This window comes from Serratia proteamaculans, from assembly GCF_008830365.1.
Classification (GTDB): Bacteria; Pseudomonadota; Gammaproteobacteria; order Enterobacterales; family Enterobacteriaceae; genus Serratia; species Serratia proteamaculans.
The window spans coordinates 273,033-286,454 of record NZ_WBKI01000002.1; the positions used below are offsets into that span (position 1 = coordinate 273,033).

General features: G+C 56.3%; 11 protein-coding genes. 5 read left to right on the forward strand and 6 right to left on the reverse strand.

The window, feature by feature from the left end; translation table 11 throughout:
• The first annotated feature begins 284 nt into the window (after window positions 1-284).
• From glnH to ybiO, 4 genes are all read left to right on the forward strand, one after another.
• Entirely contained in the window at window positions 285-1,028 is a 744-nt protein-coding gene (gene glnH, locus F8R23_RS10235) for a glutamine ABC transporter substrate-binding protein GlnH (RefSeq protein WP_085115857.1), read from the forward strand.
• A 105-nt stretch (window positions 1,029-1,133) separates the two neighbouring features.
• Window positions 1,134-1,793, forward strand: coding sequence for a glutamine ABC transporter permease GlnP (glnP, locus tag F8R23_RS10240; protein ID WP_099064044.1), 660 nt, complete (start codon window positions 1,134-1,136; stop codon window positions 1,791-1,793).
• The gene (gene glnQ, locus F8R23_RS10245; RefSeq protein WP_012005910.1) at window positions 1,790-2,512 is read left to right on the forward strand and encodes a glutamine ABC transporter ATP-binding protein GlnQ; all 723 of its coding nucleotides are present in this window, start codon (window positions 1,790-1,792) and stop codon (window positions 2,510-2,512) included. The genes glnP and glnQ overlap by 4 nt, the downstream gene beginning before the upstream one ends.
• Window positions 2,513-2,665: 153 nt before the next feature.
• Complete coding sequence (ybiO, locus tag F8R23_RS10250) at window positions 2,666-4,885, forward strand: mechanosensitive channel protein (RefSeq protein WP_151415592.1); 2,220 nt, start codon at window positions 2,666-2,668, stop codon at window positions 4,883-4,885.
• Window positions 4,886-4,925: 40 nt separating this feature from the next.
• Here the strand turns inward: ybiO and F8R23_RS10255 are convergent, their stop codons facing one another.
• Window positions 4,926-6,230 carry a methyl-accepting chemotaxis protein gene (locus F8R23_RS10255; protein WP_129935480.1) on the reverse strand — a complete coding sequence of 435 codons (1,305 nt, stop codon included), beginning with the start codon at window positions 6,228-6,230 and terminating at the stop codon, window positions 4,926-4,928.
• Window positions 6,231-6,532: 302 nt separating this feature from the next.
• Window positions 6,533-7,498: a 23S rRNA (adenine(1618)-N(6))-methyltransferase RlmF gene (rlmF, locus tag F8R23_RS10260; RefSeq protein ID WP_170287984.1), complete on the reverse strand. Its 966-nt coding sequence runs from the start codon at window positions 7,496-7,498 to the stop codon at window positions 6,533-6,535.
• A gap of 119 nt (window positions 7,499-7,617) precedes the next feature.
• On the opposite strand from rlmF, the gene F8R23_RS10265 reads away from it, so the two are divergent.
• The gene (locus tag F8R23_RS10265; RefSeq protein WP_151415593.1) at window positions 7,618-8,256 is read left to right on the forward strand and encodes a flavin reductase family protein; all 639 of its coding nucleotides are present in this window, start codon (window positions 7,618-7,620) and stop codon (window positions 8,254-8,256) included.
• Window positions 8,257-8,321: 65 nt separating this feature from the next.
• Here the strand turns inward: F8R23_RS10265 and F8R23_RS10270 are convergent, their stop codons facing one another.
• From F8R23_RS10270 to F8R23_RS10285, 4 genes are all read right to left on the reverse strand, one after another.
• Window positions 8,322-10,178: a M3 family metallopeptidase gene (locus tag F8R23_RS10270; RefSeq protein ID WP_151415594.1), complete on the reverse strand. Its 1,857-nt coding sequence runs from the start codon at window positions 10,176-10,178 to the stop codon at window positions 8,322-8,324.
• Between the two features lie 50 nt (window positions 10,179-10,228).
• A complete protein-coding gene (gene ybiB / locus F8R23_RS10275) occupies window positions 10,229-11,188 on the reverse strand; it encodes a DNA-binding protein YbiB (protein WP_129935488.1) in 960 nt (319 codons plus the stop codon).
• A 39-nt stretch (window positions 11,189-11,227) separates the two neighbouring features.
• Window positions 11,228-11,860, reverse strand: coding sequence for an FMN-binding negative transcriptional regulator (locus F8R23_RS10280; protein ID WP_151415595.1), 633 nt, complete (start codon window positions 11,858-11,860; stop codon window positions 11,228-11,230).
• 61 nt (window positions 11,861-11,921) lie between these two features.
• On the reverse strand, window positions 11,922-13,346 hold the full coding sequence (locus tag F8R23_RS10285; protein ID WP_129935491.1) for an MFS transporter: 1,425 nt from the start codon (window positions 13,344-13,346) through the stop codon (window positions 11,922-11,924).
• Between the last annotated feature and the right edge of the window lie 76 nt (window positions 13,347-13,422).

The following is a 13,422-nucleotide window of genomic DNA, read 5'->3' on the forward strand; positions in this document are numbered from 1 at the left end:
ACAAAAGTTAGAGTTAGTTATCAGTATTGAAGCGAAACGGTTAACTATCGGTTGTTTCAGCACCATTATTTGGTTAATGATAGACGACTGCACCAACAGGCAACTCAAAGCACCATTCTGGGGCCCCAATTGGGTGCATAAAAATAATAATTCGATCTTCAAGCACGACGTCACAGCCTAACTCTTTGTTTTTATAGTAGTTGAAAACATGGCACGATTTTTTCATGGCACCAACTGCAATATAAAAAATGGGTAATCCGCAACCTGTACAGGAAATTCCTCTCATGAAGTCAATTTTTAAAGTCTCCCTGGCCGCACTTTCGTTGGCCTTTGCCGTAAGCTCCCACGCAGCAGACAAACTGGTCGTCGCCACCGACACCGCATTCGTTCCTTTTGAGTTTAAGCAAGGCGACAAATATGTCGGCTTCGATATCGACCTGTGGGCCGCTATCGCCAAAGAACTTAAACTGGATTACACCCTGAAACCAATGGACTTCAGCGGTATCATCCCGGCACTGCAAACCAAAAACATCGATCTGGCGCTGGCCGGTATTACCATTACCGAAGAACGTAAAAAGGCCATCGAGTTCTCCGACGGCTACTACAAAAGCGGCCTGCTGGTGATGGTGAATGCCAACGACAACAGCATCAAGGGTATTGATGACCTGAACGGTAAAGTGGTGGCGGTGAAGAGCGGCACCGGTTCCGTTGATTACGCCAAACAACACATCAAAACCAAAGACCTGCGTCAGTTCCCGAACATCGATAACGCCTATATGGAACTGGGCACCAAGCGCGCTGACGCGGTACTGCACGACACGCCAAACATCTTGTACTTCATCAAGACTGCCGGCGCCGGCAAATTCAAAACCGTCGGTGAATCACTGGAAGCCCAGCAATACGGTATCGCCTTCCCTAAAGGCAGTGACGAGCTGCGCGTGAAGGTCAATGGCGCGCTGAAAACACTGCGCGACAACGGGACCTACAACGAAATCTACAAAAAATGGTTCGGTACCGAACCTAAATAACGGATGAAGTCAGTCACTGATTCACTTGAGCACAGGGGTGGTGTCTTAGCCCCTGCGCTTTGTTGTATCTGATTCCCACGTTTGGGATCACCGGGAGAAAACACCATGCAGTTCGACTGGAGCGCCATCTGGCCCGCCATCCCCATCCTGTTAGAAGGCGCCAAAATGACCCTGTGGATTTCGGTCCTCGGTCTGATTGGCGGCCTGATCATTGGCCTGGTGGCCGGCTTTGCCCGAACCTACGGCGGTTGGATTGCCAACCACGTGGCTCTGGTATTCATTGAAGTTATCCGTGGCACGCCGATCGTGGTACAGGTGATGTTTATCTACTTCGCCCTGCCGATGGCGTTCAACGATTTACGCATTGACCCGTTCAGCGCAGCGGTGGTCACCATTATGATCAACTCCGGTGCCTATATTGCGGAAATTACCCGGGGCGCCGTGCTGTCAATTCATAGCGGTTTCCGCGAGGCCGGCCTGGCATTAGGCCTGTCACGCCGTGAAACCATCCGTTATGTCATCATGCCGTTGGCGCTGCGCCGCATGCTGCCACCGCTGGGTAACCAGTGGATCATCAGCATTAAGGACACCTCGCTGTTTATCGTGATCGGCGTGGCGGAACTGACCCGTCAGGGGCAGGAGATTATTGCCGGTAACTTCCGCGCGCTGGAAATCTGGAGCGCCGTGGCGGTTATTTATCTGATTATTACTCTGGTGCTGAGCTTCGTGCTGCGTCGTCTGGAAAGAAGGATGAAAATCCTGTGATTGAATTTAAAAACGTCTCCAAGCATTTTGGGCAAACCCAGGTGCTGCACAATATCGACCTGAAAATTAACCAGGGTGAAGTGGTAGTGATTATCGGGCCTTCCGGCTCCGGCAAATCTACGCTGCTGCGCTGCATCAACAAGCTGGAAGAGATCACCAGCGGCGATCTGATCGTCGACGGGCTAAAAGCTAACGATCCCAAGGTTGACGATCGGCTGATCCGTCAGGAAGCCGGCATGGTGTTCCAACAGTTCTACCTGTTCCCACACCTGACCGCGCTGGAAAACGTCGCCTTTGGCCCCATTCGCGTGCGTGGACTGAAAAAGTCGGATGCGGAAAAGCTGGCACGTGACCTGCTGGCCAAAGTGGGCCTGGCTGAGCGTGCGCACCACTATCCTTCAGAGCTTTCCGGCGGCCAACAGCAGCGTGTGGCTATCGCCCGTGCGCTGGCGGTGAAGCCGAAAATGATGCTGTTCGATGAACCAACCTCCGCACTTGACCCGGAACTGCGCCATGAAGTGCTGAAGGTGATGCAGGATCTGGCGGAAGAAGGCATGACCATGGTGATTGTCACCCACGAAGTCGGCTTTGCCGAAAAAGTGGCGTCACGTCTGATCTTTATCGATAAGGGACGGATTGCGGAAGACGGCAATCCTCATGAGTTGATCAACAACCCGCCAAGCCCACGCTTGAAAGAGTTCCTGCAGCACGTTTCCTGATTTATCCTGTTCAACGGCAGGCGTACTCTGCGCCCGCCGTTTCTATTTAGCACGCGTTCCCACTCCCCGCCTCGTATCATTTCCTACTATATTGCTTGTTTTTATTAACATTTGTATCAATCCGCCGATTTACAGAGCCCCAAGAGAGGATAAATGCCCGCAACCGCATGCTCCCGATTCGGTTCTCATCTGCGAGAACGTTGGTTCCCCCTGCTACTGCTGTTGGTCACCTGCACCGCTTCCCCGTTGGCGATGGCGCAACCCGCGCAGAATACCGCGCCCAGCGACCAGACCGAGCAGCAAAAGGCGTCCTACACCGCACTGGCAGATATTCTGCAGGACGACAAAGCCCGCGCCACGCTGATCGACCACCTCAGACAGGCGGCAGATGAATCGCCCAAAACCCAGACGAAACCCGCCGCGTCAGAAACGCCCGAGTCGCTGAGCGACAACCTGAGCAGTTTGGCGCAGGGAGGCATCAGCACGGTCAACCAGCGGTTAAACTCGCTGCAAAAGCTGATCGACTCCGGACCCAAACGCACCTTTAATCCCGACAGTTTTTTCCGAGCCTTGGGTTATTTTCTGCTGACGGTCGCGGCCACCTTCGCCCTGTTCCATCTGATCCGGCGGCTGATCCGCCCGCTGTACAAGCGGATGGGTAGTTGGGGCCACAACGCCAAACTGCAGCAAGGACCTTGGTACAAGCTGCCAACGGCGATCCTCGGGGCCTTCGCCGTCGACCTGCTGGTACTGGTACTGGCATTGGCTGCGGGTAACCTGTTTGCCCGCCATGTTAATGCCGACAGCGCGACCATCCTGCGCTTGCAAACTCTGTTTCTCAGCGCCTTCGCGGTTATCGAATTCTTCAAAGCCGTGCTGCGACTGATTTTTTCGCCTGACTTTGATTATCTGCGTCCCTTTGCATTTAGCGATGCCAGCGCCCATTACTGGAATAAACGCCTCGCCTGGCTAAGCGGCCTGATTGGCTACGGCCTGATGGTAGTGGTGCCGGTGGTCGCGACGCAAATCAGCTACCCGGCGGCGGCGGCGGCTAACCTGGCAATCATGTTGGCGCTGACGCTGTACGCAGTGGCGCTGATCCTGCGTAACCGCAAACCGATACAACAACAGATTAACCTGCTGGCAGAACGATCCATGGCATTCTTCAGCATCATTCTGCGTGGGCTGGGCCATGTCTGGCACCTGCTGGCCATCGCTTATTTCCTGGTGTTATTTGCGCTGTCACAGTTTGATATCGGTAACAGCCTGCGCTTTATGATGACCGCAACGGTGAAAAGTCTGGTGGTTATCGGCGTCGGTGCTTTGCTTTCCGGCATGCTGACCCGTTGGATTTTCCGTCGCATTTCACTGCCGGATGACGTCAACCGGCGCTATCCAATGCTGGAGCGGCGCATTAACTCCTATATCCCCAATGGCTTGAAGATACTGCGGGTGATGGTGGTGCTGGCGGTAACACTGCTGTTGTTTGACGCCTGGCACCTGATCAATCTGTATCAGTGGGCCGGCAGCGAGAACGGCGAAAAAATCATTGGCGGGCTGGTACATATCCTGCTGATTATGGTGGTCGCCGTCTTCAGTTGGACGCTAATGGCCAGCATTATCGAACACCGGCTGGCGTTGGAACTGAGCAATGGCATCCGCCCAAGCGCGCGTGAACGCACCTTGCTAACGCTGTTTCGCAACGTGCTGGCCATCGTGATCAGTACCATTACCATCATGATTGTGCTGTCACAGGTAGGGATTAACATTGCGCCCCTGTTGGCCGGTGCTGGGGCACTGGGCCTGGCCATCAGCTTCGGTGCGCAAACGCTGGTGAAAGACGTGATCACCGGCGTCTTCATCCAGTTCGAGAACGGCATGAATACCGGCGAATATGTCACCGTCAGCGGCATTACCGGCACGGTGGAACGCATGACCATCCGTTCAATCGGCCTGCGGGACGACTACGGCGTGTATCACATCGTTCCCTTCTCTTCTATCACCACGCTGGCCAACTATGCCCGCGAATTTGGCGTATACCGCGCCAACTACAGCGTGAGCCGTGATGAAGACATAGATCATGTTCATGAGGTACTGCATCAGGCGGTAGACGCGCTGAAACAGGACGAGCAGGTGAAGCATTTCCTGGTGGGTGAACCGGTATTCAATGGCGTGGTGGCACTGGGTGACCGTTCCTTCACCACCCGGGTGACCGTGCGTACCCAGGCGTTGAAACAATGGGTGGTGCAGTATGCGCTCGACCGTCTGGTGAAAATGCATTTTGACCAGGCCGATATCGCCATGCCACAGCAGGCCATGCAGCTTTCATATGCTCCGGGCTCGCAAGAGTCGGCAACCAAACAAGCTGAGTGAAAAAAGACGCTAGCCCCGGCAGGGGTTAGCGTCACAAGTCTCAGTGCAGTGCCTCGGTCTGTTTCACCGAAGCAAATGTCTGCATCAGCTTGACCACATCCTGCATGCCAACATTCACCTGATTAATCACTTCCCCGGCATCATTCGTCAGGGCTACGCCGCCACCCGCCTGTTCCACACACACCGCCATGCCGGCAATCGCCGCCGTCACACCCTGTTGAATCGCTTTGGTGATGCGCTCAATTTCGGTTGCCGCCTGGCGAGACTGCTCTGCCAGAGTACGTACCTCGTTAGCGACCACGGCAAACCCTCGGCCGTGCTCCCCCGCATGTGCCGCCTCGATAGAGGCATTAATTGCCAGCAGATTGGTCTGGGCGGCAATTTTACGGATCGCCTCCACCATGGTGCCTATCTGTTGTGAGCCGTTACCCAGTTCGCTAACCACCGCCGAAGTATCCCGCGCAGCCGCTTCCACCTGTTGCATGCCTGCCACCGCCTGCTGCACGATCACTGCCCCTTGCGCGGCGGTCCGGTCGGTATCCAGGGAAAGATGATGTGCATTACGCACCATCTCTTCTTCGTGCTGTTGCTGGATCATCAATTGGGTGATGTCCTGAGCGATCTTCACCACTTTCACCAGCCTCCCTTTCTCATCGAGGATCGGGTTATAGCTGGCTTCCAGCCAGACCCGTTCCCCGCGACGGTTTACGCGTTCAAAGCGCCCGGTGATAAATTCGCCGCGCGCAAGACGCTGCCAGTGTTGGCGATAATCGTCGGAGGCGGCAAACTCCGGTGGGCAAAGCACCGCATGTGACTGCCCGCGCGCTTCCTCAAGCCGATAGCCCATTAAGTTCAACATATTGTCATTAGCATCGAGGATCTTTCCCTGTGCGTTGAAAGTGATCATCGCCATGGAACGATTTAACGCGGCCAATAAACTCTGATGTTCCTGCGCCTGGGTAATACGCTCTGTCACCACGCTGGCGATCTTGACGATCTCCACGACCCGCCCCTGTTTGTTCAAAACCGGGGTATAGGTCCCCTGCAACCATACGGTTTCACCGTCTTTGCGAATCCGTTTTATATTGTCGGTGATAGGTTTGCCATGATTTAACATATCCCAGTGTTTACGATACGCCGTACTCTCGGCGTATTGTGGATCGCAGAAAATACGGTGATGTTGACCGAGCACTTCCTGACGCTGGAATTTCATGGTCTGCAAAAATAAGTCGTTGACACGCAGCACGGTGCCATCCGGATTAAAGACAATCATGGCAACGGCATTTTCTATCGCGTTTAGCTCCGCGCGGCTGTGGGTATTTAACTGACTGAATCGTAACAGCATAGAGTGAGGATCCTTCTGGCAGATGATTTAGCGAACAAATGCTTTTCATTTTATTTTTCTGCACGCCGCGCCCACACGCAGGCACGCATCACCCGGAGAAATAGGCAGGCCATATTCTCCAGACAGATAACGCTAACCGGGGTAAATATATCAATTCAGCAAGGTGACTATTGTTTTTTTAATAAATAATTAAATCAAGATTTTTATTAGTGACAACCGCATTGAGAATAACGCAAGTTGAAGAAATTGAAAGGAAAACGAAAAGTATTATTGGCGCCGGTTAAATAACCGGCGTCTGGTAATTAACGCCAGCGTTCTGCCGCCCAGGCGGCCTGCTGTTCTGCGTCATGGAAGGTCCAGGCAACGAAACGGCTGATCTTTTGCCCCTGCGCCATCTCAATGGTACGCACTTCGGCCGCACCCGCCAGCTTCAGCGCGTGGTAAATCGATGGCAAAGTAGTGTGTTTGGAAATCAACGAGGTGAACCACAGGCAGTTCTGCGCCTTGCTGACACTTTCCTCTACCATTTTACGCACAAAGGCTTCTTCACCACCTTCACACCAAAGCTCGTTATTTTTGCCACCGAAATTCTGTACCGGCTTGTCGGCCACTTCGCCTTTACCCAGCTTGTGCAATTTGCGACGGGTGCTGGCCTGCGATTCCTGTTCGGAACCGTGGAATGGCGGGTTACACAGCGTGGCATCAAACTTCTCAGCTACACCGATGATGCCGTTAAAGATAAACTCCGGCTGTTTTTGCAGGCGTAGACGCACGCTGTTTCTCAACGTCGGGTTCATTTCGACGATCATTTTGGCCGAATTAAGCGATACCGGGTCAATCTCCGAACCGGTAAAACGCCAGCCGTACTCACGCAGGCCAATAATCGGATAAATGCAGTTGGCGCCAATGCCCACGTCGAGGATCGCCACGCCTTTACCGCGCGGGATCTCACCGTCATTGCTGGTCGCCAGCAGGTCAGCCAGATGGTGCAGGTAATCAGAGCGCCCAGGGATCGGCGGGCACAGGTAATCGGCAGGAATGTCCCAATGCTCGATACCATAAAAATGTTGCAGCAACGCACGGTTGAGCATTTTAACCGCCGCCGGATCGGCAAAATCGACCGAGATATCGCCCCAGGCGTTCGGCTTGACGAACGGCTCCAGCCCCGGGCAACTGGCGATCAGCGCCGGGAAATCATAGCGTGAGCGATGACGGTTACGCGGGTGCAGTCCGCTTTTCTGCTGCGGGAAGCTTTTCTTTTTTTCCACCGTGACGGGCTCTCTTAAAGGTATTTCTGGCGCGTAAGATACCATAAAGCAGCGGCAAACTTGCAGACGACGGGAAACGCGTCAGAATAAAAGCTCTGTTTCCCTATCTCAGGTCACCTATGAGCAGTGAGTCCCGTTATTACTATGAACCCGCCGCAGGCCATGGTTTGCCGCACGATCCGCTAAATGCCATCGTCGGCCCGCGCCCCATCGGTTGGATCTCATCGGTCAGCGTCACTGGCCAGCGCAACCTGGCACCCTACAGCTTTTTCAACTGCTTCAATTACCGCCCACCGATCATCGGCTTCGCCAGCACCGGCTGGAAAGACAGCGTGGCGAACATCGTCGAGACCGGGGAGTTTGTCTGGAACCTGGCGACTCGTCCATTGGCCGATGCCATGAATAACAGCTCCGCCAGCCTGGCACGCGGGGAAGATGAATTTGCTTTTGCCGGTGTGACACCATTACCAAGCCGTCGGGTGAAGGCCGAACGCGTAGCAGAAAGCCCGGTGAACTTTGAATGTCGCCTGTCGCAATGCATTCAGTTGCAAAGTGCCGGCGGCGAAAAAGTAGACACCTGGCTGATACTGGGGGAAGTGGTGGCGGTGCATATCGATCCCGCACTGCTGGACGAACATGGCGTCTATCAAACTGCCGCCGCCGAGCCTATTCTGCGTGCAGGGGGCCCAACCGCTTACTATGGCATCTCGGAACTACACCGTTTCGATCTGACCCGGCCGGATGCGCAAAAGCGCTGAGTGACCTCATATTTTTGATAAAAAGCACGCCGATACTCGTTATCGGCGGGCTTTTTTCATGCGATTCAGACCAGACGTGCGTTAATCGCCGCAGCGAAATCACGACACATCTTTTCGTCACCTTCGGCGTTATCCGCCAGCACCTGCTCGCCGTCCACCACGCGGATATGCACCGCCAGGTCAAAGTCCGCCGCCGGTTGAGGCCGGGCAGCCGCTGCCGTGATGGTCTGCTGCGCATCCTGCCACGCCTGTGCCACCGTCTGGTTACAGGCCTGCGCCAGATAGTCCGGATTAAAGCCTTCGCCGGTCAGGCTGCGTAGCGTCTCATCGTGGCTGACACCGTTACCCGGCAACCAGTAGTGACGCGCCAGATCCGGGCCAATCGCCGGGTTATCGGTGAGGTAACCGTCACGCTGCAAGAAGAAGTGGCGTGTCTGTTCGACCGCCATCAGCGCCAACAGATAGCCCTGATAGGAACAGGCCGACTCCAGCGACAACAAATGCGGGATCGCCAGTGTCGGGCGCGGGCTGCCGCTGATGCCCAGTATTTTGTGCTCAACCTCACGCGCCAGCGCGGTAATCGCCTCCGGCGTGCACTGCTGTTCATCCCACTGATATAACGCCCATTCAAAGTACGGCACCAGCAGAATATGGCGCTCGTTGAACGCGCGCATCGGCTGACGCGCAGCAATGCTGGCCTCAATCAGCGCATCCGGTATCGGCTCGCCGGCGGCGTTTTTCGCATAACGTTTCAGCCAATCGGCGTCGTCCAGCAGGCTGTCGCAGAACATCGACTGGGTTTCGGCATAGGCCATAGACGTCGGCGGGAACTCCTGCGAGAAACAGGGGGCGTTCTGGCAAATATTGGCGAAATGAGCGGCATGGCCCCCCTCGTGGAACAGCGTATTCAACCCCTGAGCGCCACTGCCCACCTGATCCGGCTGCGCCAGACTGGTGAAGTTAATCCGTGCCGGCAGCCATTTCCCCTGCTGGATAAACGGCGGCACCGGCCCATGCATAAAGCCATTTTCATACTTTCCTTCACGCACCAACAGATCGAGATCCATCCGCGCACCGCGAAAACCGATGTGCAGTCGTTTGAAGCTGTTGATCCAACGCTCAAGCGACTGTGCGAACGGGAAGTAAGGATCCAGTTGGCGGGTCACGTCACCGGCGCTGGCAAAGCGAACGTTCCAGGGCTCCAGCGCCTGCTCGCCCTTCTGCGCCGTCAACTGCTGCAGGCTGCGTGCATTGGCTTCACGGGTTTGCTGTTCGAAGCGATCCAGAATGGCGAACAGCTGCTCCGGCGTCATGCGCTCGGTTTTATTGACCTTGTAGTCGAAATAGTTACGAAAGCCCATCTGGCGCGCAAAGCGGTTGCGCAGGCTAATCAGCTCCGGCAGGCCGTTATGCAGCAGCCACTGCTCCAGCTCACGCAACGCATGCTGCGAGCTACGGCGATAATCTTCATTTTCATTGGTGGCCTGATTGGTCAGCAGTTCGCCAAGCGAGGCGTTCACCCGCTGCCCGGCGGCATTCAGATGGCTGACCGGGTTGGCCTTACGCCGGGTATAAAGGTCCGCCTCGGCGCTGATGATGTGATCCAGCAGCGTCTGGGCTTCGGCATCTTCAATGGCGTTACAGTCAAAGAAACGCAGCCAGCCGTTCAGCCCGTGTTGCAAAGCGTCGCGCTGCGCATCCTGCGGCAGTACCTCCAGCCCGGCGAGCAACTGACGGATCTCTGCCAATCGACGCGGCTCCGCGATAAAGCGTTTATAGGCGCTTTCCGCCGCCGAGAAGCGTGCAGAAACATCGTCACCGCCAGTGCCCATATAGTTCTGCCAGAACAGATCTTCTTTGGTGCGGTGAACCTCAAGGTAATCCTGATTCAATTGATTGAAGTAATCGAGAGCCTGTTGCATAACCATCCTTTCAGCCGATTCGCGAAATATTCCAGTATAGACGACGGGATTTACGCGCTGCGTAAACGCTCCAGTCCCTGCTCCAGGCTGCCGACTTCACCGGTAGCCAGCAAACAGCAGGCAATCTGGCGCTGGATCGCCAATGGGATTGCCACTTCCCCCGCCAGGCAACGTTCGGTCCAGCGCGCGGTGGTCTCGGCATCTTTTGCTGCCGGCAGATCCGGCGTGTCGTCCTGCCCCGGTCGCTCCAGCAGCACCTGCTGCTCGCCATTAACGATATAATGGATCTGCGGGCAACGCTGCGGGTTGGCGTAGGCCTCGCCTTCGGTGCCGTGCATCAACAACCCACGGGCGCCGATCTGGCGGAAAAACGATGCCACACGGCCAACGTATTCCGGGTGCGACACGCTGGCGATACGCAACACATCCTGCCCGGTAAACGGCGTAGCCAGTTTGGCCAACGTATGGGCACTGTTGCGCACCCCCATGCGCCAGCGCATACCAAGCTGACGATCCAGAGGCGCAGACAAGGCCGAAACCGGGATAAACACCACTTCGCCATGATCCAGACGCTGCTGGGCATCGGTGGCGTCTTGCGACCAGGGCAGGCCCAATGCCTGGAAGGTTTCTGCACTGGTGACACGGGTGCTGTCATCCAACACGCCATGCACCACGACCGGCAGACCGACACGCTTGAGCAACAGTGCCAACAGCGGCGTCAGGTTCGCCTGTTTGCGCGCACCGTTATAGCTCGGCAACACCACCGGCATCGGCCGCCCTTGTGGTGCCTGCAGACACATCACCTGCTGTTGCATCGCCTGGTAAAAACCGAGCATTTCCTCTTCGGCTTCCCCTTTGATGCGCATGGCAATCAGGATGCCCCCCAGTTCCAGCTCGCCCACTTCACCGGCCAGCATCTTTTGATAGAGCTGAAAGGCGGTTTCCCGGTCCAGATCGCGCGCATGGTTCTTGCCACGGCCTATTTCTTTGATAATTTTGGTGTAATCCATCGTCTGCGTTCCCCTGATTCATTCTGGGTTCAGCATACCTTATCCACGCCGCCGCTCAACCTCATCCGCCAGTCGTTGCTGCGCTGCATCACCGGCACGCAGCCCGGCGATCACCCCGTCAACGTCTTCGGCGCTGCGATTTTGGCTCATCTTCCCTTTGCCTTCACGGTGAGTCACGGCGATCTCGATGCCGACAATGCCCTTGATTTGCGCAGCAATGTAATGGGCCGGGGCGTCGTCGATGCGCCAGGGTTCAGGCTGGCGTCCTTCCTGCAACGCCGTCAATCCTTCCAGCTGTTGCCGCAACCAGCCCGCGTCCTCCGTTACCCTGGGCACGCCGTGCAGTTGCACCACGCTGTAATTCCAGGTCGGCACCACCTTGCCGGTCTGACGCTTGGTTTCATACCAGCCGGGCGAGATATATCCCTCTGGCCCCTGAAATATCACCAGGCATTCCTGCACCTTCTGTAACAATGCCCAGTGGGGATTGGCACGGGACAGATGCGCCCGCAGCACCACGTTTCCCTGCTCATCGGCATCAATTAAAAACGGCAGCGGGTCGGCTACCAGTCCCTGCTCACCCTGGCTGATTAACATGCCCAGCGGGTGGGCACGAACCAGCGCAATTTGGCTTTCCAGGCAGTCATCACGAAATGAAGCGGGTTGATACATGGCGTTGGGCGTCCTTTAGCGTAATCAGGGAGATGAAATAGCAATAACACTCACCCGCGGTTTACTGAAGAGCCACTTTGCGCTGTTGTTGGATGATCCACCTCAGCAGCACAAAGGCGACAACCATCGCCAGCAGGTTGTAAACCATTGCCCCGGCAAACGCCTGCCCATAGCGTTCAGCACCCGCGCCGCCTGCCAGCAAGGGGACAAAAAATGCACCGCTGGCGGCAATTCCCAATGCCCCACCAACCTGCTGCACGGTGGAAATCACCCCGGCGGCCATCCCCGCCTGCTGCTGTTTTGCCAGCCCGAGTACCAGATTAAGCAAGGGTGTCATGCTCAGTGCCTGGCCAAAGCCCAGGATCACCAGCCCCGGCAACAACCACAGGGGCTGCACCAGCGCCGCCCCCCACAATACCTGTGCCACCAGCAGCGCCATCCCCGCGGCGTAAATCACCACGCCAAGTGCCAACACGCCATTGCCCCAACGCTGCGCCAACATCGGTGCCAAAAATGAAGCCAGCATAAAAGCCACGCTGGCGGGGGCAAACAGGCTGCCGGCCTGAAACGGCGTCAGGCCAATGCCTGCCTGTAGCAGCAGGGCAAAACATAGGAAGAACGAAGAAGCGGTCGAGTAAATCGCCAACACCACCGCCACACCTGGGGCGAAACTCCCCTGCCGCAGCAACGCCGGATCGAGCACTGCGTCCCCAGCACTCAGCGCCAGTCGGCGTTCCCAGCGAATAAAGCCCCACAGCACCGCCACGCTCAGCACCAGCGCAGGCAATACCCACCAGGGCCAGCCGCGTGACGGCCCTTCCAGCAACGGAACCAGCAACAGCAGCAACCCGCTGGCCGCCAACATCAGGCCAACGCCGTCCAGCCGCTGTGCCTGTTCAAGGCGTGACTCGGGAATGCGCCGCGCCGCCAGCATCGCCAGCGCACCCACCGGCAGATTGATCAGGAAAATCATCCGCCAGCCGCTGCCGAAAATATCGGCTTCAATAATAAAGCCACCGAAGATCTGACCGAAAATGGCCGCCAGCCCCAGCGTCATGCCCAGCCAGGCAAAGGCACGCCGCCGCTGGTGCTCACTGTAAAGCACGCGCAACAGCGCATAGATTTGCGGGAACAACAGCGCTGCCGTCGCGCCTTGCAGAAAACGCGCCACGATCAGCATGCTGAGGGAGGTCGCCATACCGCACAGCGCCGACGTCAGCGTAAAGCCCAACATGCCAAGGCTAAACATGCGACGGCGACCAAAGCGATCGCCCAGCCGCCCACCGGCAATCAGTAACACACCGAATGCCAACTCATAACCGGCAATAATCAGCCCGATGCCGGCAAAGTCGGCGGCGAACTGCTGCTGGATCACCGGGGCTGCCACGTTCACCACAAACAGGTCAAACACCGTCACAAAACCGCCCAGCAACAACACCGGTAATCCAGGCAGACGACGATCGTCCTCCGCTAATGACTGTTCCATAAATGCCTCCAAAGATTGAGATGGCGGCAGTATGGAACATGTCCTAAACTGTTACTATATAGCCAGTTATACTATT